Consider the following 22,628-nt stretch of genomic DNA (forward strand, 5'->3'; position numbering starts at 1 on the left):
TGTCAGGCGCCGTGCGCGGTGAGCACGGCGACCGGAGCCTCGCGGAGTCCGGCCGGGATCACGATGCGGGTCGAACCGCCGTCCGCGGACGTCTGGGCCGGAGTCCCGTCCGCCCACGACAGCGCAGCGCCCGCGAGCTCGGACGGCAGCTCGAACTCGCCTGCCGCCGGGTCCAGCGCGTGCACGTGCACCGCATCCGTCGACGTGGTGTAGCGACGAGGAGCCCCCGTCCGCTCCCCCATCCGCGTCCAGGGCCGCGTGCCGTAGATCGCCGCGCCGTTCACGGCCAGCCAGCCGCCGAGCTCCTGCATCGCCTTCCGCTGCAGCGCCGGAATGGACCCGTCCGCCGCGGGGCCCACGTTGATGAGCAGGTTGCCGTTCTTCGCGACGACGTCGACGAGGAGCCGGATCAGGGCCGCCCCGGAGAGCGAGTGCCGCTCGTCCTCCGCCTGGTTGAACCCGAACGAGTAGCCGAGCCCGCGGGTCGACTCCCAGGGCTCGGGGATGATGTCCGGGATGTCCGTGTATTCGCGGGTGAGGAAGCCGTGGTACGGCACGCCCCACCGGTCGTTGACGACGCCGTCCGGGACGGCGTCGAGGTAACGCCGCAGCAGTGCGGCCACGGCGTAGTCCTCCGTGCCCTTGCCGCCGTCCGGCCACTCGATGTCGTTCCAGAGCACGTCGGGCGCGAACCGCTCCACGAGCTCCTCGAGCTGCGCGGCGGCGTACCGGGAGAAGGGGGCGTCGTTGCGACGGAACCGGAACAGGTCGGTGTCCGACTCGATCGGCGGGAAGTCGCTCACGTGCCAGTCGAGCGCTCCGGAGTAGTACACGCCGAACCTGGCTCCGGCCCGCCGCGTGGCGTCGTGGAACTCGGAGATGAGGTCGCGACGAGGGCCGCGCGCGACGGCGTTGAATCCCGTCGTGGCGGTGTCCCACAGACAGAACCCCTCGTGGTGCTTGGTCGTGGGCACGACATAGCGGGCCCCGGCCGCGACGAGCTCGCCGACGAAGGCGTCGGCATCGAACGCGGCGGCGTCCCATCGGTCGGCGAGGTCCTCGTAGGAGGTCCCGGGTCCGTAGGTGCGCTGGTGGCGCTCCCACGTCGGGCTGCCCGGGATGCGGACCGTGTTGCCGTACCACTCCGCGTACTGGTGCCACGCATAGGCGTCCTCGGTGGGGATGTTCACGCCCTCCCCGTGCTGCACGGCCCACGCCGGCACGGAGTACAGGCCCCAGTGCACGAAGAAGCCGAGCTTGGCGTCGCGGTACCAGTCCGGCACGCCGTTCGCCGGGTAGACCGGGGCCGCCGCACCGAAGTCGGGGCCGGTGCGCTTCTCGAAGTTCATCATGATGCCGTGTCCTCCTCGTCGGCGCCGCGGCGCACGACCACCGCGGTCAGGTCGGGGTCGCCGGTCGTGTCGAACGGGAACACCCCGGGGCGCAAGCGATGGTGTCCGAGGCGGAGCAGGTCCTGGTCCACCCCGCCCGGGGTGAGCGCCAGCGTCCATCCCGCCGCCAGCTCGTACAGCTCCGGCTCCAGATAGCCGATCTTCACGACCACGACGTCGGCCGTCGTCGGCTCGAGCCCCAGCATCCGGAAGTCGGAGAGATGGTGGAAGGGCTTGCGGCGCGCGGTCACGATGGCGTGCAGCCCGCCGACAGCGATCACCACCTGGGTGCCGGCGTCCGGGTCGCCGTCGGTGACGGAGAACACCGTGCCGGTGATCTCGACCGGTCCGTGGGGCCCGGAGTCGACCGCAGCTCCGGCGGACAGCGTGACCGTCGCACCGACGCCCGCCGCCACGGCTTCGGCGACGGCCCGCGGATCGAAGATCGAGGCGACCAGCGTCGTGTGCGTCCCGTCGGTGAGCTCGGGTCGCTGGAGCAGCTGGGCGAGGGTCCAGGTCACATCGCCCGCTCCCCCGGCCGTCGGGTTGTCCCCGGAGTCGGAGATCACGTACGGACGCGGGGCTCCGGACGCCAGAGCCTCCTCCAGTGCGTCGTCGAGGCTTCCGGTCTTCGCGACGAAGACGAAGTCCTCCCGCGCCTCCCAGAACATCCGGGCCACGCGCTCCGCCTCCCGGGCGATGACCTCCCGGTCGTCGCCGGTGACCACGACGTAGGCCTGGCAGCGCGGCTCGTCCGCCCAGGCGTAGCCGATCCACACCGAGGCGTCGACGACACCGGGCAGGGCCTCGATCCCGGGGAGCTCGGCATAGATGCTCTGCGCGGGTTCCAGCCGCGTACTCGTCTTCTCCCCCGGTAGCAGCACCGGAACGGGCACCCAGGCGGTGAAAGGCCGCCGCGCCTGCACGTCGCCGCCGTGCGGGCCACGGAGACGGTCGAGCAGGTTCCACACCGCTCGCTCCTTCGTGTTCAGCCAATCCTCGTGCGGGGCCATGCGATAGCAGGTGAGCAGATCCACCGCGTCGCGCAGCGTCTCCGACACGTTCCCGTGCAGGTCCATCGACGTGGAGACGAGGGTGTCCGGCCCCAACGCCGCGCGCACCGCGAGGGCCAGATCGCCCTCGGCATCGTCCATCCCGACGACGCTCATCGCGCCGTGGATGTCGAAGAAGAAGCCGTCGAACGGCCCCTGCGCGCGGATCCCCTCGACGAGCGCATCCTTCATCCGCTGGTAGGTGTCCGGGTCCACGGCGCCGCCGGGCAGCGACCGGCCGTGGGTGAGCGGGACCCACTCCGCGGCCTCGGCGAGCTCACGCCCGGCATCGAGGAACGGGTAGTACGCCCGCAACGCGTCGCCGGTCCGGATCGTGAAGGCCTCGTCCCCGGAGATGTGCGGGGAGAACGTGCTCGACTCGATGGAGATGCCGCCGATGCCGATCCGGGGCCGCGCGAGCCCGCCCTCGGCGAGCGGCGGCAGCGGACCCATCCAGATCTCGTGGGCTTCCGGGCGTGCGGTCACGGTGCTGTTCTCCTCTGCGGTCGCAGTCGTGGTCAGGAAACGGGGGCGAGGGCGCGCCGGGCGCTCTCGATGGCGCCGAGCGCGACGGCGTCGGCGCCCAGGACGGCGGGGACGATGCGCAGCGCGATGCCGGACACCGGGGCGTCGGTGCGAAGGGTTCGCTCGATCGACGGCGACAGGAGGTCCCAGGCCGCCGTGACCCCGCCGCCGACGATGGCGGTCGGCAGGTCGAGGAGCGTCGCCGCACTGGCGCAGGCGAGAGCGAGCGCACGCCCGGCGTCGTCGAACACCGCGCGGGCGTCGGCGTCGCCGACCCTGGCAGCCTCCGCGACCTCCCTGGCGTCATTCACCGGACGGCCGGTGCGCTCCGCGAAGCGCCGGGCGATCGACGTCCCGGAGGCCAGGGTCTCCAGGTGGCCGGTCTGCCCGCAGGTGCAGACGAGATCGCTGTAACCGGGCGTGTGCCCGATCTCCCCGGCCGCGCCGTGCGGGCCGTGGTGCAGCTCCCCGCCGATGACCAGCGCGCCGCCGACGCCCGTGCCGAGCATCACACCGAGCACATCGGGCACGCTCGGACCCGCCGCGGCCGCTTCACCGAGGAGGAAGGCGTTCACGTCGTTCTCCACCCGCACCGGGACGCCGAGGCGCTGCGCCAGCTCCGGGCCGAGCGGGAAACCCGCCCAGTCCGCGAACAGGGCGGACGCGGCGCGGATGGTGCCGCTCTCGTGGTCGATGACCCCCGCGGCACCCACCCCCACCGCGGCGACCGTGACACCGGCCTCGGCCGCGAGCCGCGCGACGAGACCGGCCGCCGCATCCGCCATCGCCGCGCCGCCGACGCTCGCGGGCGCCGGCACGCTTCCGCGTGCGAGGACGGCTCCGAAGGCGTCCACGACGAGGGCGGCGATCTTCGTGCCCCCGATGTCCACCCCCGCCAGCGCCAGGTCGGCCGCGAGGCCCGTGGTGGTTCGTCGAGGGTCGTCCGTCTGCTGCCCGACCGCGCTCATCGTCCGCCCAGCCCGGCCATCGCGATGCCCTTGACCAGGTGCTTCTGCAGCACGATGACGAGCAGGGTGGTGGGGATCATCGAGATGATGGCGGCGGCCATCTGCAGGTCCCAGCGGGTGCCGGTGAGGCCGGCGAAGCTCGCCAGACCGACGGGCAGCGTGCCATGCGCGTTGTAGTCGACGGTGACGATGAGGGGCCAGAGGTAGCTGTTCCAGAACGAGAGGAACGTGAAGACCGCGAGCACGGCGACCGCGGACTTCGACAGCGGCAGGATGATCTGCAGGAACGACCGGACGGGACCTGCGCCGTCGACACGGGCCGCCTCCTCCAGTTCGTAGGGGATGCCGCGGAAGAACTGCCGCATCAGGAACGTGCCGAAGGCGCCGAACGCGAAGGGCAGGATGAGCGCCTGATAGGTGTCGACCCAGTTGAACCACTGCATGACCTGGAACATGGGGATGACGAGCACCTCGGCGGGCACCATCAGCGTGGCGAGGAAGAGGACGAACACCGCGTCCCTGCCCTTCCACCGCAGGCGCCCGAACGCGTATCCGGCCGTGGTCGACACCACCAGCACGACCAGGGTGCCGCCGATCGCCACGATGAACGAGTTCATGATGTACGTCAGGAACGGTCCGTAGGCGAAGACGTCGACGAAGTTGCTCCAGCGGATCTCGGAGCCCACCAGGGTCGGCGGCATCGAGAACATCTCCGAGTTCGGCTTGAGGGCCGAGAAGAACGCGTAGACGAGCGGCGCGATGAAGATGAGCGCCGCGACGTAGATGGTGACGTGCGCGAGGATCAGCCGGGCACGCGCGCCGGGCGTTGTCGCCGCTCCGCGGGCCCGCTCCCGCTCGCGCTGACGCCGCGGGGCGGTGCCGGTGGGCCGGACGAGGGTCTCAGTGCTCATAGTGCACCCACTTCTTCTGTGCGGCGAACTGGATGCCCGTGATCGCGATGATGATCGCGAAGAGGATCCATGCGGCGGCGGCGGCGAGCCCGAGGTCGCCGAACGTGAAGCCCTGCTCCCAGATGTACATCACGAGCGGCTTGGTGGCGTTGCCGGGGCCGCCTCCGGTGAGCATCTGCGGCTGGACGAAGACCTGGAGCGAGGTGATCATCGTCATGATCGTCGCGAAGAAGATCGACGGCGAGATCATCGGGATGATGATGCTCCAGACCCGCCGGAACCCCTGCGCACCATCGATGCTGGCGGCCTCCAGCACGCTCTCCGGGAGCTGCTCGAGGGCTGCCGAGAAGATCAGCATGTTGTAGCCGAGACCCTGCCAGACGCTCATGACGACGACCATGATCATCGCCCAGTTGGGGTCGGCGAGGAAGTTCGGCAGCTCGATGCCGAACCAGGTGACCGAGAGGCCGTTGAAGAGCCCCTGGGGCTGCAGCATCATCTTCCACACCAGGACGTTCGCGACCATCGGGGTCACGACGGGGATGAAGAAGAGGACGCGCAGGGCACCGCGGCCGCGGATGCGGGGGCCGAGTCCGAGGGCGAGCACGAGCGAGAGAGCGACGCTCAACGGCACGTACAGCAGCGTGTACACGGCCGAGTTCCGCAGCGCGGGCCAGAAGTCCGGGCTGCTGGTGAACAGCTTGACGTAGTTGTCCACCCCGTTGAAGGTGCGTTCGCCGAAGGTCGGCCAGTCGAACACGCTCATCACGATCGACAGCCCCACGGGCACGATCGTGAACAGGGCGAGGCCCACCAGGGCCGGGCTTGCGAAACCCAGCGCCTGGCGGCCCTCGACCTTGGCGAGCGATCCTCGACGTCTCGTCGTGATCGTCATCTCGTCGTCTCTCTCTGTTACTGCTGTGCGGGCCGGATCCGGCTCACTCGCCGAACTGCGCCTGGGCGTTCGACAGCAGCTCCTCCATCGTCATCTGGCCGTTGTAGACGCTGACGAGGTTGGGCTGGATGTAGCTGTCGAGCTTCTGCCAGTTCTTGGTCATGTAGAGCGGCACCGTGTCGCCGAACGCGGCCTCGAACACCGACTGGACCTGGTCCCGGTACTGCTCGTCGATCGACTCGAAGTACAGCGGCTGCGACGAGGTGCGGGCCGGGTAGGAGCGGCCGGACGAGGCGATGTAGTCCTGCGCGTCCTCGCCGACGAGGGAGCCGAGCACCTTCAGCGCGGCCTCCGGGTTCTTGCAGTTCTCGGCGATGCCGTAGCCGGAGCCGAGGATGGGACCGGGGTTGCCGTCCACGCCGGCGGGCAGCGGCACCATGCCGGCGGCGAAGCCGGACTCGTTGTTGAGGTAGCTGACCGCGTTCCAGGTGCCGTCGACGGCCATCGCCGCGTTGCCGCCCGTGTACTGGTTCTCGCCCCAGCCGGTGTCCGACGCGGAGGCGACCGGAGCCGCGACCTTCTTCTCGGTGACCAGGCCGGCGTACCAGGACGCCGCGTCGACGAAGTCCTCGTCGTCGATGTGCAGTGTGCCGTCCTCGGAGGCGGGCTGCGTGGCGGAGTAGGCGATCGGCATCGACATCCACTGGTAGCCGCCCATGCCCATGCCGAAGCCGTACTTGCCGTCCTTCGTGGCGTCGGCCGCGATCGTGGCGAAGTCGTCGAACGTCCAGCCGACCTCCGGAGTCGCGGCGCCGGTGGCGGTCAGCATGTCCTGGTTGTAGTAGACGAGCATGGTGGCGACGTCGAACGGCACGCCGTAGACCTTGCCCTCGAAGCTGAGGATGCCGTCCGCGCTCGGGTTGAACTCCGACCAGTCGATGCCGGCGGTCTCGAGGTCCTCGTCGCTCAGCTGACGGAAGCCCGCCGTGTAGCCGCCGAGCTGCGCACCGCTCATGCCGGTGATGCAGGCCATGTTGCCGCTGGCCATGTTGGTGGTGAGCTTCGTGAAGAAGTCGCTCCACGGCGAGGTCTGCAGCTTGATCTTGATGTCCGGGTTCTGCTTCTGCGCGAACTCGATCTGCGCCTCCAGCGCGTCGACGTCCGACTCGCTGCCGGCCCACATGTCCACGACGATGGTGTCGCCGTCGGCCGAGCCTCCGGATCCCCCGCTGCTCGCACAGCCGGTCATCGCCACGGCCACGCCCGCGACAGCGGCGACAGCCCCCACACGCAACTTCTTCATTGAATGCCTCCTGAGAAGGGAACGGTTATTTCGAGACTCGAACTAACCAATTAGGATTTCGTATGAAGTTACGCTGTCATAGTTCGCAAGGTGCCGCAAGCTGAACATCCGATGTTTATAGGGTGGTGATAATTCGTCACTCCCCCGAAACATGCGACACCCCCGCTACGCTGACGATGCTCCGAGACGAAGGGCCTCCATGACGAACCCCGCCGACACCCCCGTCGACGATCCGCACACCCGGCGCATCCTCGACTTCGTCGCGCGCGGTCAGGCCCGCTCCCGCTCGGAGCTCGCCTCCGCTCTCGGCGTGGCCGCCTCCACCGTCGGCCTGCGCGTGCAGGCGCTTCTCGATGCGGGCGTGCTGGAGGAGGCCGGGGCCGGTACCTCCCGCGGCGGACGACGGCCGCGCGTGCTCCGGATCGCCGGCGACGGCATCGTGCTGTCCGCCGATCTCGGCGGGCGCCATGCCCGCATCGGGCGGCACGACCTCAGCGGCGGCCTGCTCCACTCGGAGACCATCGCGATCGACGTCGCGGACGGCCCGGAGGCCACGCTGGAGAGAGTGTCGGAGGTGTTCGAGCGCCTGCTCGCCGAGACGCGGGTCCACGCGATCGGCGTGAGCCTGCCCGGCCCCGTCGACGTCGCGACCGGCTCCGTGGATCAGCCCTCGCGGATGCCGGGGTGGCCCGGGTTCCGCGTCGGCGAGCACCTCGCGGAGCGCCACGGCGTCCCCGTCGTCGTCGACAACGACGCGAATCTCGCCGCCCTCGGCGAGCACCGTCGCCAGCTCGGGCACACCCAGCACAGCATCACCGTCAAGGCGGGCACCGCGATCGGCAGCGGGATCATCGTGGACGGCCACATCCACCGCGGGGCCACCGCTGCGGCCGGCGACATCACGCACACGCGGATCGACGGCAGCGGGGACATCCCCTGCTCCTGCGGCAACACCGGCTGCCTGGAGACCGTGGCCAGCGGCGCGAGCCTCGTCCGCCAGATGCGCGAGCGCGGCAACACCGACGTCCGCACCACGGCCGACGTGCTGACACTGGCACGGGACGCGGACCCGCTGGCGACGACGCTCGTCCGCACCGCCGGGACCCACCTGGGTCAGGCGCTCTCCGGGGTCGTGAACTTCTTCAACCCGCACGCCCTCTTCCTCACCGGGAGCATGAGCGCCTCCGAGCCGTTCATCGCCGCGGTGCGCAGCCGGGTCTACGAGGCCTGCCACCCGCTCGCGACCCAGCGCCTGCGGATCGAGGCCGCGGCCACCGGCGCGGACGCGATCCTGCACGGCGCCGCGCGCCTCGCACTGGAGGGCATGGAGATCCCGGTGGCGACGGCCTGAGCCGCCGCCACCGCCGGCCTCACTCCCCCGTCAGGCGTAGCTCGATGACCGGCATCAGCACGTCGGGACGCCGTACCGGGAGGTGCACCGTGAGCGTCCCCTCGGCCTCGCCCGCCGGCGTCATCAGGTCGGCCTGCTGGTCCGGGTCGCTGACGCTCGTGCGCAGCCAGGACCCGTCGTTCAGCAGGCGCGCATACGAGACCTTGCCCGCAAGACCGGGCAGATGCACGAAGCCCAGCGGCCAGCTGAACAGGCTCAGGTAGAGCCGGTCGCCGCGGAGCGTGTACACGCCCTCTCGGGGCGGCGTGAACGGCGCGTGGCCGGCCCCGATCACGGCGCGGTCGTGGAGCCGCATCCACTCCCCGATCTCGGCGAGGGTCGCCGCGTCCCGGGGCGCGATCGCCCCGCGCCCGTCCGGACCGATGTTGAGCAGCATGTTGCCGCCCATCGACACCGAGTCGACGAGCATCTGCACGAGCAGCACCGGCGACTTCTGGTCGGTGTTGTCCCGGTGATAGCCCCAGGAGCCGTTGAGCGTCTGGCATGCCTCCCATACGAGGGGCACCCCGTCGCGGACGATCGGAGCCGTCGGCTGGTACTGCTCGGGCGTCACGAAGTCCGCGGGGATGCCGAGCCGGTCGTTGACGAGCATCTCCGGCTGCAGCTCGCGGCACAGCGCGAGCAGCGCCTCGGCGTCCCAGTCCTGCGGCCCCTTGCCCTCCCATCCGTCCTTGGACTCCGGGTAGGTGAAGTCGAAGAACAGGTAGTCGATGTCGCCGTACTCGATGAGCAGCTCGCGGACCTGACCGTGCAGGTACTCCCGGTAGCGGGCCATGTCGCGCCCCTCGTTCAGGGCGTGCGCGTTCTCGTCGTCACGTCGGGGGTGGTTCCAGTCCACCGTGAAATCGGGGTGATGCCAGTCGATGACCGAGTGGTAGAGGCCGACACGGATGCCCTCGGCACGGAGAGCGTCGACGTACTCGCGCACGAGGTCCCGCCCGACCGCCGTGACGGAGGTGAAGTCGGTCAGCTTCGAGTCCCAGAGGCAGAAGCCGTCGTGGTGCTTCGTCGTGAGCACGACGTAACCCATCCCCGTCTCCTTGGCGGTCTTCGCCAGGGCCGCGGCATCGAAGAGGTCGGGGTCGAAGTTGTCGAAGTAGGGGCGGTACTCCTCGTCGGTGAGGCGTTCGTAGTTCTGCACCCACTCGTGCCGCGCGGCCCCGCTGTAGAGGCCGAAGTGGACGAACATGCCGAAGCGGGCGTCATCAAACCATTCCTGTCGCATGCGTCCATCCTGGCACAGACATCCGATGTCTGCGCCGCTGAATGCCGTACCGAACGCCGAACGGGCGCCCCCGGAGGGACGCCCGTTCGTTCGCGAGTCGAATCAGCGCGCGGCGCTGCCGTCGACGTAGTCCTCGTCCTGCTGCTTCCAGGCGAAGAGCGAACGCAGCTCCTTGCCGGTCGCCTCGATGGGGTGCTGCTCCTCCTTGGCGCGGAGGGCGAGGAACTCCTCGGCCCCGTTGTCCTGGTCCTCGATGAAGCGCTTCGCGAACGCACCGGACTGGATGTCGGACAGGACGCCCTTCATGCTCTCCTTGACGCGCTCGTCGATCACGCGCGGACCGGAGACGTAGTCGCCGAACTCGGCGGTGTCGGAGATCGACCAGCGCTGCTTGGCGATGCCGCCCTCCCACATGAGGTCGACGATGAGCTTGAGCTCGTGCAGCACCTCGAAGTAGGCGATCTGCGGCTGGTAGCCCGCCTCGACGAGGGTCTCGAAGCCCGCCTGCACCAGGTGGCTCATGCCACCGCAGAGCACGGCCTGCTCGCCGAAGAGGTCGGTCTCGGTCTCCTCGGTGAAGGTCGTCTTGATGACGCCGGCGCGGGTGCCGCCGATCGCCTTCGCGTACGACAGCGCGAGGTCCCAGGCCTGGCCGGACGCGTCGCGCTCGACGGCGATGATGTCCGGGATGCCGCGACCGGCGACGAACTCGCGGCGCACGGTGTGGCCGGGAGCCTTCGGCGCGACGAGGATCACGTCGACACCCTCGGGAGCGTCGATGTAGCCGAAGCGGATGTTGAAGCCGTGCGCGAACGCCAGGGTCTTGCCCGCCGTCAGGTTCGGGGCGATCGACTCGCTGTAGATCGTGCGCTGGTGCTGGTCCGGCGCGAGGATCATGATGACGTCGGCCCACTCGGTCGCCTCGGCGACGGTCTTCACGGGGAAGCCGGCCTCCTCGGCCTTCGCGGCGGACTTCGAGCCCTCCTTGAGGGCGATCGCGACCTCGACACCCGAGTCGCGCAGGTTCTGGGCGTGGGCGTGGCCCTGCGAGCCGTAGCCGACGATGGCGACCTTCTTGCCCTGGATCAGGGACAGGTCGGCGTCGTCGTCGTAGAAGATCTCGGTGCTCACTGGTTTCTCTCCTTGGTTGTGGTTGTGCGGGACGCGCGGTCCCTGAGTCTGTCGAAGGGTTCAGCCGCGCAGGACGCGCTCGGTGATGCTCTTGCCGCCGCGGCCGATCGCGAGGAGGCCGGACTGGGCGATCTCCTTGATGCCGAAGGGCTCCAGAGCGCGCAGCAGCGCCTCGACCTTGCCCTTGTCTCCGGTGACCTCGATCACGAGGGCGTCGGCGGCGTAGTCGACGACCGAGGCGCGGAAGAGGTTGACGACCTCGATCACGTTCGAGCGGCTGGCGTTGTCCGTGCGCACCTTCACGAGCATGTGCTCGCGCTGCACGGACGACGCCGGGTCGAGCTCGACGATCTTGATGACGTTGATCAGCTTGTTGAGCTGCTTGGTCACCTGCTCGAGCGGCAGCTCCTCCACGTCGACGACGACCGTGATGCGGGAGATCCCCGGCACCTCGGTCACGCCGACGGCGAGGGAGTCGATGTTGAAGCCCCGGCGCGCGAACAGGCCGGCGACGCGGGTCAGGAGGCCGGGGGTGTTCTCCACCAGCAGGCTCAGGACGTGGGTCGACATGGCTCAGTCCTCCTCGTCGAACGCGGGCGCGTGGTCGCGCGCGTACTGGACATAGCTGTTGCTGACCCCCTGCGGCACCATCGGCCACACCATGGAGTCGGCACTCACGACGAAGTCGATCACCACGGGGCGGTCGTTCGTCTCCAGCGCGAGCTGGATGGCGGCGTCGACCTCCTCCTCCTTCTCCACGCGGATCGCGAGGCAGCCGTACGCCTCCGCGAGCTTCACGAAGTCGGGGATGCGGATCGTGCCGTGCCCGGTGTTCAGGTCGGTGTTGGAATGACGGCCGTCGTAGAAGAGCGTCTGCCACTGCCGGACCATGCCCAGCGACGAGTTGTTGATGATCGCGACCTTGATCGGGATGTTGTTGATCGCACAGGTGGCGAGCTCCTGATTGGTCATCTGGAAGCAGCCGTCGCCGTCGATCGCCCAGACCTGGCGCTCCGGCTCCGCGACCTTGGCGCCCATGGCCGCCGGCACCGAGTAGCCCATCGTGCCCGCACCGCCGGAGTTCAGCCAGGCGTTCGGACGCTCGTACTTGATGAACTGCGCGGCCCACATCTGGTGCTGCCCCACACCGGAGGCGAAGATGCCCTCCGGACCGGTGAGCTCGCCGATGCGCTGGATCACGTACTGCGGGGCGAGCAGACCGTCGGTCGTCGGCGCGTACCCGAGCGGGAACTCGTTCCGGAGCCCGTCGAGGTACGACCACCACTCCTCGATGTCGGGCTTCGCGTCGGCCGTCGCTCCGCGGAAGGCGGCGTCGAGGTCGGTGAGCACGTCGCGCACGTCGCCCACGATCGGCACGTCGGCCGTGCGGATCTTGGAGATCTCCGCCGGATCGATGTCGACGTGCACGACCTTCGCGTGCGGCGCGAACAGCGCGGCCTTGCCCGTGACGCGATCGTCGAACCGGGCGCCGAGCGAGACGAGGAGGTCGGCCTCCTGCAGCGCGAGCACGGCGGGAACGGTGCCGTGCATGCCGGGCATGCCCAGGTGCTGCGGGTGCGAGTCCGGGAACGCGCCGCGCGCCATCAGCGTCGTCACGACGGGCGCACCGGTCGACTCGGCGAGCTCGAGCAGCTCGGCCGCGGCCCGGCCGCGGACGACGCCTCCGCCCACGTACAGCACCGGCTTCTTCGCCTCCGCGAGGAGGGCGGCGGCCGCCTGGATCTGCTTGCCGTGCGCCTTGGTCACCGGTCGGTACCCGGGGAGGTCGATCTTCGGCGGCCACACGAACGGGGCCGTCGCCTGCTGCGCATCCTTGGTGATGTCCACGAGCACCGGACCGGGGCGCCCGGTGCCGGCGATCTCGTAGGCCGCGGCGATGGCGCCGGGGATGTCCGCGGCGTCCTTCACGAGGAACGAGTGCTTCGTGATGGGCATCGTGATCCCCACGATGTCGGCCTCCTGGAACGCATCCGTGCCCATCAGCGTCGAGAACACCTGACCGGTGATCGCCAGCAGCGGCACGGAGTCCATGTAGGCGTCGGCGATCGCCGTGACGAGGTTGGTCGCTCCGGGACCGGAGGTGGCGATGCACACGCCGACCTTGCCGGATGCGGACGCGTAGCCCTCGGCCGCGTGGCCCGCGCCCTGCTCGTGCCGCACGAGGATGTGGCGGAGCTGCGAGGCGTCCATGAGCGGGTCGTAGACCGGGAGGATCGCGCCGCCGGGAAGGCCGAAGACGTCCGTGACGCCGAGCAGCTCGAGCGAGCGGACGACGGCCTCCGCACCGGTGATCTCCGGAGCGGATGGGCGGGCGGGCGGCCTCGGCACGGCCGAGACGGAGTCAGCAGTCATGACTTTCCTTCTGATGAACTGTGCGGGACACCGGCGCTCCGATCGAGCGGTTGCTGAGCCGGTCGATGGATCAGCCGGTCGTCGCGCCCTCGGCGGCGGACCGCACGAGGCGCGAGTACTTGGCAAGAACGCCTCGGGTGTAGCGCGGGGGAAGCGGCTCCCAGCCAGAGCGGCGGGAGGCGAGCTCTGCCTCGTCGACGAGTAGATCGAGAGAGCGAGCTGCGATATCGACCCGTATCAGATCACCATCGCGCACGAAGGCGATAGGACCTGCGTCCACCGCTTCGGGTGCTATGTGGCCGATGCACAGGCCGGTTGTGCCGCCTGAGAATCGTCCGTCCGTCAAGAGTAGTACATCTTTTCCGAGCCCCGCGCCCTTGATGGCCGCGGTGATGGCGAGCATCTCGCGCATGCCCGGTCCGCCCTTGGGGCCCTCGTACCGGATGACGATGACCGTCCCCGGCTCGATGCTGCCCTCGGCGACCGCGTCCATGGCGGCGCGCTCCCGCTCGAAGACCCGCGCGGGACCCTCGAAGACGGCAGCGTCGAAGCCGGCGGTCTTGACGACGGCACCCTCCGGCGCGAGCGATCCGTGCAGGATCGTGAGTCCGCCGGTGGCGTGGATGGGGTTGTCGAACGTGTGGATGACCTCGCCGTCGATCGGCTGCGGGTCGAGCTCGGCGAGGTTCTCGGCGAGCGTCTTGCCGGTGACGGTGAGCGCGTCGCCGTGCAGCAGCCCTTCGTCGAGCATGGCCTTCATGATCACGGGGATGCCGCCGTGCCGGTCGACGTCGTTCATGACGTACTTGCCGAACGGCTTCATGTCGGCCACGTGCGGGACCTTGTCGCCGATGCGGTTGAAGTCGTGCAGGCTCAGCTCGACCTCGGCCTCGCGGGCGATGGCGAGGAGGTGGAGGACGACGTTGGTCGAGCCGCCGAGGGTCATCGCGAGGGCGATCGCGTTCTCGAACGCCTCCTTGGTGAGGATGTCGCGCGTCGTGATCCCCTGGCGGAGCAGGTTCACGACCGCCTCGCCCGACCGGTGCGCGAAGTAGTCGCGACGACGGTCGGCCGCGGGCGGCGCGGCGGAGCCCGGGAGGCTGAGCCCGAGCGCCTCGGCGACGGAGGCCATGGTGTTGGCCGTGTACATGCCGCCGCACGCGCCCTCACCGGGGGCGATGGCGCACTCGATGCGCTTGAGGTCCTCCTCGCTCATGAGGCCGGCACGGCAGGCGCCGACCGCCTCGAACGAGTCGATGATCGTGACGTCCTTCTCGGTGCCGTCGGAGAGCTTGACCCAGCCCGGTGCGATCGATCCGGCGTAGAGGAAGACGCTCGACAGGTCGAGGCGCGCGCTGGCCATGAGCATGCCGGGGATGGACTTGTCGCAGCCGGCGAGGAGGACGGAGCCGTCGAGGCGCTCGGCCATCATCACGGTCTCGACCGAGTCGGCGATGACCTCGCGGGACACGAGCGAGAAGTGCATCCCCTCGTGGCCCATCGAGATGCCGTCCGAGACGGAGATCGTGCCGAACTGCAGCGGGTAGCCGCCGCCGGAGTGCACGCCCTCCTTCGCCCCCTGCGCGAGCCGGTCGAGGCTCAGGTTGCAGGGAGTGATCTCGTTCCAGCTGGACGCGATGCCGATCTGCGGCTTGTCCCAGTCGGCATCCCCCATGCCGACGGCGCGGAGCATGCCGCGGGAGGTCGTGGCCTCGATGCCGTCGGTGACGACGCGACTGCGGGGCTTGATGTCGATGGGCGCGCTGGCGGAGGGATCATGCGAGGACATGACGAGAGTCTATTCCTGCGCGACGGCCCTCTCGTTCGCGAGCGTCTCCAGAAGCGCGGCGATCTGTTGTGGGGAGTCCACACGGAGGGTCGCGGCGCTCTCCCCCGGCCCGACGCGCACGCCGAGGTCGCCCTCCTGCAGCACGCGCATCGCATCCTCGTCGGTCACGTCGTCGCCGGCGAAGAGGATGCCCGTCGCGTCGAAGCGCTCCCGGAGGGCGATCATCGCGGCGTCCTTGCCCTCGTTCCGCGACGAGAACTCCAGCACCCGGTGACCGGCGCGCCGCCGCCAGTGCGGGAAGCGTTCGGCGACGAGGGCGTCGATCTCGGCGAAGACCTTCTCCTCGGTGTCCCGGTCCGCGCGGCGGGTGTGCACGCCCATGCCGAAGGTCTTGGGCTCCAGCTCCGCCCCCTCGTAGCGGTCGATGATCGGCTGCGCGGCCGCCCACAGCTCCTCCCGCGCCCCGGTCTCGGTCGCATCGCCCGGCGCATCGGCGGCCCCCTCACCGGGGAACCAGTACTGCGCGCCGTGGGAGCCGGCGAGCACCACGACGGAGTCGTCGGTGTGCTCGGTGATCTCCCGGAGGTCGTGCATGCTGCGCCCGGAGACGTAGGCGACCACGGTGTCGGGCATCGCAGCGAGGCGATTCATCTGCACGGCCACCTCGGGAAGCGCCCGCGCGGCCATGGGGTCCACGACGAGCGGGGAGGCGGTGCCGTCGAAGTCGAGGGCGACCACCAGGCGCGGCGTCGTCGCGAGGGCGGTGAGGTCGGCGTCGGCGGTTCCGGGGATCCAGGGGCGCGTCACGGTGTCTCCGATCGAGAGGAAGAAGGGGGTGCAGGAAGGGAGGTCAGCGGCTGCGGACGTCCGCGAGGGCCTCGAGGAAGGACGACGACCAGGCGTTCACGTCGTTGTCCAGCACACGTCGACGCAGGGACCGCATGCGGCGTCCCTGCTCGGCGGGCGACATCTCCACGGCCTCCATGATCGCGTCCTTGAGCCCGGCGATGTCGTGCGGGTTGACGCGCACGGCCTGACGGAGCTCGTCCGCCGCGCCGGTGAACTCGCTGAGCACCAGCACGCCGCGGTTGTCCGTCCGCGTGGCGATGTACTCCTTCGCGACGAGGTTCATGCCGTCGCGCAGCGCCGTCACGAGCATGACGTCCGCCGCGAGGTACAGGGCGACCATCTCCTCGCGCGGGTATCCTTGATGCAGGTAGCGGATGGCGGAGTGGCCGACCGTGTCATGGTCGCCGTTGATGCGGGCCACCGCGAGCTCGATCTCGTCCCGGAGGTGCGCATAGGCGTCCACCCGCTCCCGGCTCGGACTCGCCACCTGGATGAGCGTGACGTCCTCCACATCGAGGCGGCCGTCTTCGAGGAGCTCGCCGTAGGCCTTGATCCGGTGCCCGATGCCCTTGGTGTAGTCCAGGCGGTCGACGCCGAGGAGGATGCGCTTGGGGTTGCCGAGGCTTGCGCGGATCTCCGCGGCCCGCGCCCGGACGTCCTCCCGCGCGGCGAGTTCGAGGTACGGGGCGGTGTCGATGGAGATCGGGAACGCCTTGGCGATCGCCGTCCGCGAGCCGCCCTGCTCCGGGACCGTGATGTTCGGCCCCTTCACCTCGTAGCGCAGCCGTCGCCGCACCGCGGTGAGGAAGTAGGTCGCGTCCTGCGCCCGCTGGAAGCCGATGACGTCGGCGCCGAGCAGTCCGCGGAGGACCTGGTCGCGCCACGGAAGCTGCGCGTAGAGGCCGTGCGCGGGGAACGGGATGTGGTGGAAGTAGCCGATCGTGACGTCGGGGCGCAGCTCGCGGACCATCTGGGGCACCAGCTGGAGCTGGTAGTCGTGGACCCAGACGGTGCCGTCCTCAGCGGCGGCGGCCGCGGCGGCCTCGGCGAACCGGCGGTTGACCCGCACATACGCCTCCCACCACTCACGGTGGTACTGCGGCGGGGCGATGACGTCGTGGTAGAGCGGCCAGATCGTGTCGTTGGCGAAGCCCTCGTAGTAGTCCGCGACCTCCTCGGAGCTCAGCGACACCGGGATGAGATGGATCCCGTCGGCGTCGAAGGCCTCGAGCTCCACGTCCGGCTGACCGGGCCAGCCGACCCAGGCGCCGTGCACGCGGCGCATCATCGGCTCGAGGGCGGCGACGAGGCCGCCGGGCGACGTCCGCCAGGTCTCCTCGCCGTCGGGCCCCACGACCCGGTCCACCGGGAGGCGGTTGGCGACGACGACGAAATCAGCAGCGGTCACAGGGGCACTCCTCGGTCCAGGAGCTTCCAACCTACCGAGGATGAGCGCCGACCGCTGGTCCGCGCTCAGGCCTTGACAGCGGACGTTCCGCGGTGCAGACCGCTGAGGGCCCAGTTGGCGAGACCCGCCGCGAACGCGATGCCGGCCGCGATCATCGGAAGCACGAGGGCGGCCGACGTGCCGAGACTCTCCGCGACCTCCCCCGCCACCGCGGCGCCGATCGACTGGCCGACGATCACGCCGGAGCCGAGCATCGTCATCACCGTCGCCGATCGGCCACGGGGGCTCCGCGCCGCTCCGAAGCTGTACTGGGTGACGAGGGTCGGGCCGATGCCGATGCCCATGATGGCCAGGGCGAGCATCATCCCCGCCGGCGAGTCGACGATGCCGAGCAGCAGCGAGCCGGCGAGGAGGACTCCGGAGAAGACGAGCCATCGCGCCCGGAGCGAGAACCGCGCGGGGAGCCACGCGACACCCAGGGCCAGCAGCGCGGAGCCGACGCCCATCACGCCGTACAGCAGGCCCGCCTGCTCCGGGGCGCCGAGGTCGGCCATGAACGACGTGAGCGAGGTGAGCATGGTTCCGAAGAAGATGCCGACGCCGAGGATGCCGAGGACGACGATGAGGAGCTGCGGCCGGAACAGCTCGGAAACGGCGGAGGGCGCCCGACCGTCCTCGGTGCGGTCCTGCGAGACATGCCGTCCGCTCGGGTGCAGCGCGAAGGCCCCGACGAACACCAGGGTCAGCACGGCGGCGCCGACCAGCGGGGCCCAGGGTGCGAGTGCCGAGGCGAGGACGCCCACGAGGAAAGGACCGAACACGAAGACGGTCTCGTCGGCGGCCGACTCGTACGCCATCGTGCCGGAGACGGTGCGGGCGCGGCGCTCCGCCGGCATCCGCTCGCCGATGATCGTGACCAGACGGGAGCGCGAGAGCGGCGCCACCTGCGGAGCCGTCGCACCGATGCCGATCGCGGTGAGAAGCACGAAGCCGTCGGCGGCCGGACCGTAGACCACCGCGGTGAAGAGCAGGAGCATCGCCGCGTTGCCCACGGCGAGCGCGAGGAGGACCGTGCGCTGGCCGAAGCGGTCGGCGGCGGCGCCCAGGAGCGGGCCGAAGCAGGCGGTGCCGAGACCGACCGCAGCGGACGTGAGCCCGCCGAGGGACAGGGATTCCCGCGCCGACACGACGACGGTCAGCACACCGACCACCATCATGGCGAAGGGCAGGCGCGCGATGAACGCGATGAGGAAGTAGGGCAGGCCGGCGAGGCGGAAGAGGCTCGGCTCGGCGATATCGGGCGTGGTGCTGGCGTGTGTCATGGCTCTCGCGCGTCGACGACGCGATGTCGGGTGCCGCCGCTGTCCGCCGGAGATGCCGACGGCCGGTAGATACACGGTTTCTGCGGCCGCGGGCGAACCGCGACCCTCCCATGATATCCGGTGCCTCAGGACGCACGCCCTGCCAGTCGCTCCCCGCCTTGTCAAGCCACCGACCCGCCTGCGCTCCCTGCAGGTACCGTAGGGGCATGCGCTACCTCTTCAGCACCGGACTCGTCGCCGCGATCTCGGCTGGGATCTCGCTGCTGCGCGGCACCCGCAACGAACCCATCACCTGGCGCTCGCTCCTGTCGTGGGTGAGCTGGGGCATCACCATGGCACTCGCGGTCGGCGCGGTCGTCGACATGCGCCGTGAACGCCACGGCGTGCCGGTGGACGCGGACTCCCCGCAGTCGGTGAAGAAGTCCAAGAAGGCGCAGCGTCTGCAGTTCCGTTCGCAGAAGGCCCTCGCCGACGCGCAGGGACACGCCCAGGACAAGCGGTCCTGACGCACCCCCGCGCCTTCCGCGTCACCGGGTGAGGATGAGCGCCTCGCCCTGACCGCCGCCGCCGCACAGGCCGACCGCCGCGGTTCCGCCTCCCCGGCGGGCCAGCTCGTGCGCGACGTGCACCACGAGGCGGTTGCCGGAGGCACCGATCGGATGACCGATCGCGATGCCGCCGCCGTGCACGTTGACGATCTCACCGTCCAGCCCGAGCTCGGTCTGCGAGCGGGCCACGACGGCCCCGAACGCCTCGTTGATCTCCACGAGGTCGAGGTCCTGCGGCGTGATGCCCTGTTTCCGGCATGCCTGCTCGATCGCCCGCGCCGGCTGCGCCTGGAGCGAGTTGTCCGGGCCGGCGGTCTGGCCGCTCGCCCCGACGGTCACGAGCACCGGCCAGCCCTTGGCCTCGGCCGTCCCGCGCGTCGTGACGACGACGGCGGAGGCGCCGTCCGAGATCTGGGATGAGTTGCCCGCCGTGATCGAGCCGCCCTCGGCGAAGGCGGCGCGCAGTCCCGCGAGGGTCTCCACCGTGGTCTCGGGGCGCACCCCCTCGTCTCGGGTCACCCGCACGGGTTCGCCCCGGCGCTGCGGCACCTCGACGGCGACGATCTCCGCGTCGAGCACACCGCTCTCCTGCGCGGCGGCGGCCCGCTGATGCGAGAGCGCGGCAACCTGGTCCTGGGCCTCCCGGGTGAGTTCGTAGCGCGCGTTGTGCCGCTCAGTGGACGCGCCCATGCTCTCCCGGTCGTAGGCGTCCGTCAGCCCGTCGTAGGCCATGTGGTCGAGGACCTCGACGGTGCCGTAGGTCCAGCCATCGCGCGATCCCATGAGCAGGTGCGGTGCGCGGGTCATGGACTCCATGCCGGCGGCGACGACGACCTCGGCGTCCCCGGTCCGGATCATGCGCGCCGCGTCGATCACGGCCGTGAGACCGGACAGGCACACCTTGTTCACGGAGTGGGCGGGGACGTCCCAGCCGATCCCGGCGCCAATGGCGGCCTGACGGGCGGCGTTCTGTCCCGACCCCGCGGCGAGCACCTGCCCCACGATGACCGCATCGACGTCTGCCGGGTCCACCCCGCCCTGCTCCAGCGCACCGCGGATCGCGAACGATCCGAGCTGCGGCGCGGTGAAGGCGGCGAGCTGTCCTTTCAGCCGCCCCTGCGGGGTGCGCGCCGCGGCGACGATGACGACATCGTTCTCACTCATTGATCTCGGTCCTTCCGTTGTCCAGTTCCGGGGCGAGGCGGAGAGACGGCTCCGTGGCCTGCCGCACTTGCTCCACCGAGACGTCGGGCGCGAGCTCGACCAGGACGAGCCCGTCCGGCGTCACGTCGATCACCGCGAGGTCCGTGATGATCCGGTCCACGACGCCGCGTCCGGTCAACGGCAGCGTGCACGCGTCGACGATCTTCGCCGAGCCGTCCTTGGCGACGTGCTCCATCAGCACGATCACCCGTCCGGCGCCGTGCACGAGGTCCATCGCACCCCCGGGGCCCTTGACCATCTTGCCGGGGATCATCCAGTTCGCGAGATCTCCCGTGGCAGAGACCTGCATCGCCCCGAGGATCGCGGCATCGATCTTCCCGCCGCGGATCATGCCGAAGCTGAGGGCGGAGTCGAAGAACGCCGCCCCGGGCAGCGTGGTCACCGTCTCCTTCCCCGCGTTGATGAGATCCGGGTCGACCTCGGCCTCCCGCGGGTAGGGCCCGACTCCGAGGATGCCGTTCTCCGACTGCAGCACCACGGTCACGTCGGACGGGACGTGGTTCGGCACGAGCGTGGGCAGGCCGATGCCGAGGTTCACATACGCGCCGTCCGGCAGCTCGGCCGCCGCGCGCGCGGCCATCTGGTCTCTCGTGAGCGCCATGTCAGGCTCCTTCCGCGGCGACGGTCCGTCGCTCAATGCGCTTAGGGACGTCCGCGCCGACCTCGACGATCCGATGCACGAAGACGCCGGGCAGGTGGATCGCGTCCGGGTCGAGCTCTCCCGGTTCGACGAGCCGCTCCACCTGCGCGATGCACACGCGCCCGGCCATCGCGGCGAGCGGGTTGAAGTTCCGCGCCGCCTTCCGGAACACGAGATTGCCGTGCCGGTCGCCGCGGACCGCGTGGACCAGGGCGAAGTCGGTGGTGATCGCCTCCTCCAGCACGAACTCGCGCGGTACGCCGTGCACCGTGAACGTGCGCACGTCCTTGGGTGGCGAGGCCACCGCGATCGAGCCATCGGAGTGGTACCGGCGAGGCAGACCACCCTCGGCCACCTGGGTGCCGACGCCCGTCTGGGTGAAGAACGCCGCGATTCCGGATCCTCCCGCCCGCAGCTTCTCGGCGAGCGTGCCCTGCGGGGTCAGCTCCAGCTCGAGCTCCCCGGACAGGAACTGCCGCTCGAACTCCTTGTTCTCCCCCACGTACGACGACGTCATCTTCCGGATGCGCTGCGCGGCGAGCAGGATGCCGAGGCCCCAGTCGTCCACCCCGCAGTTGTTGCTGACGACGCTCAGGTCTGTCGTGCCCTGGGCGAGGAGCGCCTCGATGAGGGCGATCGGGTTCCCGGAGAGCCCGAATCCTCCGACCGCGAGCGAGGCGCCGTCCGGGATGTCGGCGACCGCGGCGGCCGCGGACTCCCATTGCTTGTCGATCACGTCTGCTCCTTCGGTTCCGTGTCCCCACCAGCCTCCCGCCGCGGCGGAGTCATGACCAGCGCCCTCTTGCGATGTGGACGCCCGCGCCACTAGCGTCCACGATGTGGACACTGCGACGAACCCCGTCCCCGGCACTCAGGCGGTCGTGCGGGCGGCGCGGCTCCTGCGACTGGTGACGGCCGCCGGCACCGACGGCGCCACCCTGCAGGAACTCGCCGGCAGCGCCGGCCTCTCCCGGCCCACCGCGCATCGCCTGCTCAGCGCCCTCCGCGCGGAGGGCCTCGTCGACCGCGACGCCGACAGCACGCGCTGGATGCCGGGACCCGAGCTCTTCCTCATGGGATCCGTGGCCGCCGCACGATACGACGTGACGGCCCTGGCCCGGGACATCGTGCGGTCTCTCGCCGTGAAGACCGAGGAGAGCGCGTTCTTCTCCGTCCGCCGCGCGGACGAGACGGTCTGCCTGCTGCGCGAGGAGGGGTCGTTCCCCATCCGCTCGTTCGTGCTGAGCGAGGGGGTGCGCTTCCCGCTCGGCGTGGCGAGCGCCGGCCTCGCGATCCTCGCCTTCCTCCCCGACCACGATGTGGATGCCTACCTGGAGCGCCATCCGGAGCTCGTCGAGAACTGGGGACGCGCTCATGGCGAGCGCCCGTTGCGGAAGCGCCTCGCCGAGACGAAGGAACGCGGGTTCGCCGTCAACCCCGGCCTGATCGTCGAGGGGAGCTGGGGCCTCGGCGCGGCGGTGTTCGACCGCGCCGGACGCCCGGAGTGGGCGCTCAGCCTCACCGGTGTCGCCTTCCGCTTCGGCCCGGAGCGTCAGGCCGAGCTGGGCCGGATCCTCCTCGCTCACGCGCATCAGCTCTCGGCGAGGATCGCGCACGCCCGACGGTGACCTTAATACATACCAGCCGGTATATACTTTCTGGT

Annotated in this window: 20 protein-coding genes; 3 read left to right on the top strand and 17 right to left on the bottom strand. The window is 70.2% G+C overall.

Annotated features, from left to right (window positions below; all coding sequences use genetic code 11):
• Positions 1–2: 2 nt before the first annotated feature.
• The 6 genes from D8M34_RS02015 to D8M34_RS02040 form a co-directional block, all read right to left on the bottom strand.
• Positions 3–1,352, bottom strand: coding sequence for an alpha-L-fucosidase (locus tag D8M34_RS02015; RefSeq protein WP_126893015.1), 1,350 nt, complete (start codon positions 1,350–1,352; stop codon positions 3–5).
• Positions 1,349–2,896, bottom strand: coding sequence for a M81 family metallopeptidase (locus D8M34_RS02020; RefSeq protein ID WP_174235365.1), 1,548 nt, complete (start codon positions 2,894–2,896; stop codon positions 1,349–1,351). Before D8M34_RS02020 ends, D8M34_RS02015 begins: the two co-directional genes overlap by 4 nt.
• A 65-nt stretch (positions 2,897–2,961) precedes the next feature.
• A complete protein-coding gene (locus D8M34_RS02025) occupies positions 2,962–3,936 on the bottom strand; it encodes an ROK family protein (protein ID WP_085607368.1) in 975 nt (324 codons plus the stop codon).
• Positions 3,933–4,847, bottom strand: coding sequence for a carbohydrate ABC transporter permease (locus D8M34_RS02030; protein ID WP_025103274.1), 915 nt, complete (start codon positions 4,845–4,847; stop codon positions 3,933–3,935). Before D8M34_RS02030 ends, D8M34_RS02025 begins: the two co-directional genes overlap by 4 nt.
• Entirely contained in the window at positions 4,837–5,742 is a 906-nt protein-coding gene (locus D8M34_RS02035; RefSeq protein WP_025103273.1) for a carbohydrate ABC transporter permease, read from the bottom strand. The genes D8M34_RS02030 and D8M34_RS02035 overlap by 11 nt, the downstream gene beginning before the upstream one ends.
• A 43-nt stretch (positions 5,743–5,785) precedes the next feature.
• Positions 5,786–7,045 (bottom strand): ABC transporter substrate-binding protein, encoded by a 1,260-nt coding sequence (locus D8M34_RS02040; protein WP_126893017.1) that lies wholly within the window; start codon positions 7,043–7,045, stop codon positions 5,786–5,788.
• A 199-nt stretch (positions 7,046–7,244) separates the two neighbouring features.
• Here D8M34_RS02040 and D8M34_RS02045 point away from each other — a divergent pair, with 199 nt between their 5' ends.
• The gene (locus D8M34_RS02045) at positions 7,245–8,396 is read left to right on the top strand and encodes an ROK family transcriptional regulator (protein WP_025103271.1); all 1,152 of its coding nucleotides are present in this window, start codon (positions 7,245–7,247) and stop codon (positions 8,394–8,396) included.
• Between the two features lie 19 nt (positions 8,397–8,415).
• On the opposite strand, the gene D8M34_RS02050 is transcribed toward D8M34_RS02045, so the two are convergent.
• The 8 genes from D8M34_RS02050 to D8M34_RS02085 all read right to left on the bottom strand — a co-directional run bounded on the left by D8M34_RS02050 (position 8,416) and on the right by D8M34_RS02085 (position 18,553).
• Complete coding sequence (locus D8M34_RS02050) at positions 8,416–9,681, bottom strand: alpha-L-fucosidase (protein WP_126893018.1); 1,266 nt, start codon at positions 9,679–9,681, stop codon at positions 8,416–8,418.
• Positions 9,682–9,783: 102 nt separating this feature from the next.
• Positions 9,784–10,812 carry a ketol-acid reductoisomerase gene (gene ilvC, locus D8M34_RS02055; protein WP_025103269.1) on the bottom strand — a complete coding sequence of 343 codons (1,029 nt, stop codon included), beginning with the start codon at positions 10,810–10,812 and terminating at the stop codon, positions 9,784–9,786.
• A 60-nt stretch (positions 10,813–10,872) separates the two neighbouring features.
• Positions 10,873–11,382 (bottom strand): acetolactate synthase small subunit, encoded by a 510-nt coding sequence (ilvN, locus tag D8M34_RS02060; protein WP_025103268.1) that lies wholly within the window; start codon positions 11,380–11,382, stop codon positions 10,873–10,875.
• Positions 11,383–11,385: 3 nt separating this feature from the next.
• Positions 11,386–13,185: an acetolactate synthase large subunit gene (locus D8M34_RS02065; RefSeq protein ID WP_025103267.1), complete on the bottom strand. Its 1,800-nt coding sequence runs from the start codon at positions 13,183–13,185 to the stop codon at positions 11,386–11,388.
• Positions 13,186–13,255: 70 nt separating this feature from the next.
• Positions 13,256–14,974, bottom strand: a complete 1,719-nt coding sequence (gene ilvD, locus D8M34_RS02070; protein ID WP_126893019.1) for a dihydroxy-acid dehydratase — start codon at positions 14,972–14,974, stop codon at positions 13,256–13,258.
• A gap of 9 nt (positions 14,975–14,983) precedes the next feature.
• Positions 14,984–15,781, bottom strand: a complete 798-nt coding sequence (gene otsB / locus D8M34_RS02075; RefSeq protein ID WP_025103265.1) for a trehalose-phosphatase — start codon at positions 15,779–15,781, stop codon at positions 14,984–14,986.
• A gap of 43 nt (positions 15,782–15,824) precedes the next feature.
• Positions 15,825–17,231: an alpha,alpha-trehalose-phosphate synthase (UDP-forming) gene (locus D8M34_RS02080; RefSeq protein ID WP_025103264.1), complete on the bottom strand. Its 1,407-nt coding sequence runs from the start codon at positions 17,229–17,231 to the stop codon at positions 15,825–15,827.
• 65 nt (positions 17,232–17,296) lie between these two features.
• Positions 17,297–18,553 (bottom strand): MFS transporter, encoded by a 1,257-nt coding sequence (locus D8M34_RS02085; protein ID WP_085607362.1) that lies wholly within the window; start codon positions 18,551–18,553, stop codon positions 17,297–17,299.
• A gap of 206 nt (positions 18,554–18,759) precedes the next feature.
• Here D8M34_RS02085 and D8M34_RS02090 point away from each other — a divergent pair, with 206 nt between their 5' ends.
• Positions 18,760–19,059, top strand: a complete 300-nt coding sequence (locus D8M34_RS02090) for a hypothetical protein (RefSeq protein ID WP_025103262.1) — start codon at positions 18,760–18,762, stop codon at positions 19,057–19,059.
• 21 nt (positions 19,060–19,080) lie between these two features.
• On the opposite strand, the gene D8M34_RS02095 is transcribed toward D8M34_RS02090, so the two are convergent.
• The 3 genes from D8M34_RS02095 to D8M34_RS02105 are packed head-to-tail and all read right to left on the bottom strand — an operon-like array spanning position 19,081 to position 21,701.
• Positions 19,081–20,265 carry an acetyl-CoA C-acetyltransferase gene (locus D8M34_RS02095; RefSeq protein WP_025103261.1) on the bottom strand — a complete coding sequence of 395 codons (1,185 nt, stop codon included), beginning with the start codon at positions 20,263–20,265 and terminating at the stop codon, positions 19,081–19,083.
• Positions 20,258–20,926, bottom strand: coding sequence for a CoA transferase subunit B (locus tag D8M34_RS02100; RefSeq protein WP_174235361.1), 669 nt, complete (start codon positions 20,924–20,926; stop codon positions 20,258–20,260). Before D8M34_RS02100 ends, D8M34_RS02095 begins: the two co-directional genes overlap by 8 nt.
• A gap of 1 nt (position 20,927) precedes the next feature.
• Complete coding sequence (locus tag D8M34_RS02105; protein WP_126893020.1) at positions 20,928–21,701, bottom strand: CoA transferase subunit A; 774 nt, start codon at positions 21,699–21,701, stop codon at positions 20,928–20,930.
• Positions 21,702–21,804: 103 nt separating this feature from the next.
• Between D8M34_RS02105 and D8M34_RS02110 the strand changes: the two genes are divergently transcribed.
• A complete protein-coding gene (locus D8M34_RS02110) occupies positions 21,805–22,593 on the top strand; it encodes an IclR family transcriptional regulator (RefSeq protein WP_126893021.1) in 789 nt (262 codons plus the stop codon).
• Positions 22,594–22,628 lie beyond the last annotated feature (35 nt).

Source organism: Microbacterium sp. HSID17254, assembly GCF_003989315.1.
Taxonomy (GTDB): domain Bacteria; phylum Actinomycetota; class Actinomycetes; order Actinomycetales; family Microbacteriaceae; genus Microbacterium.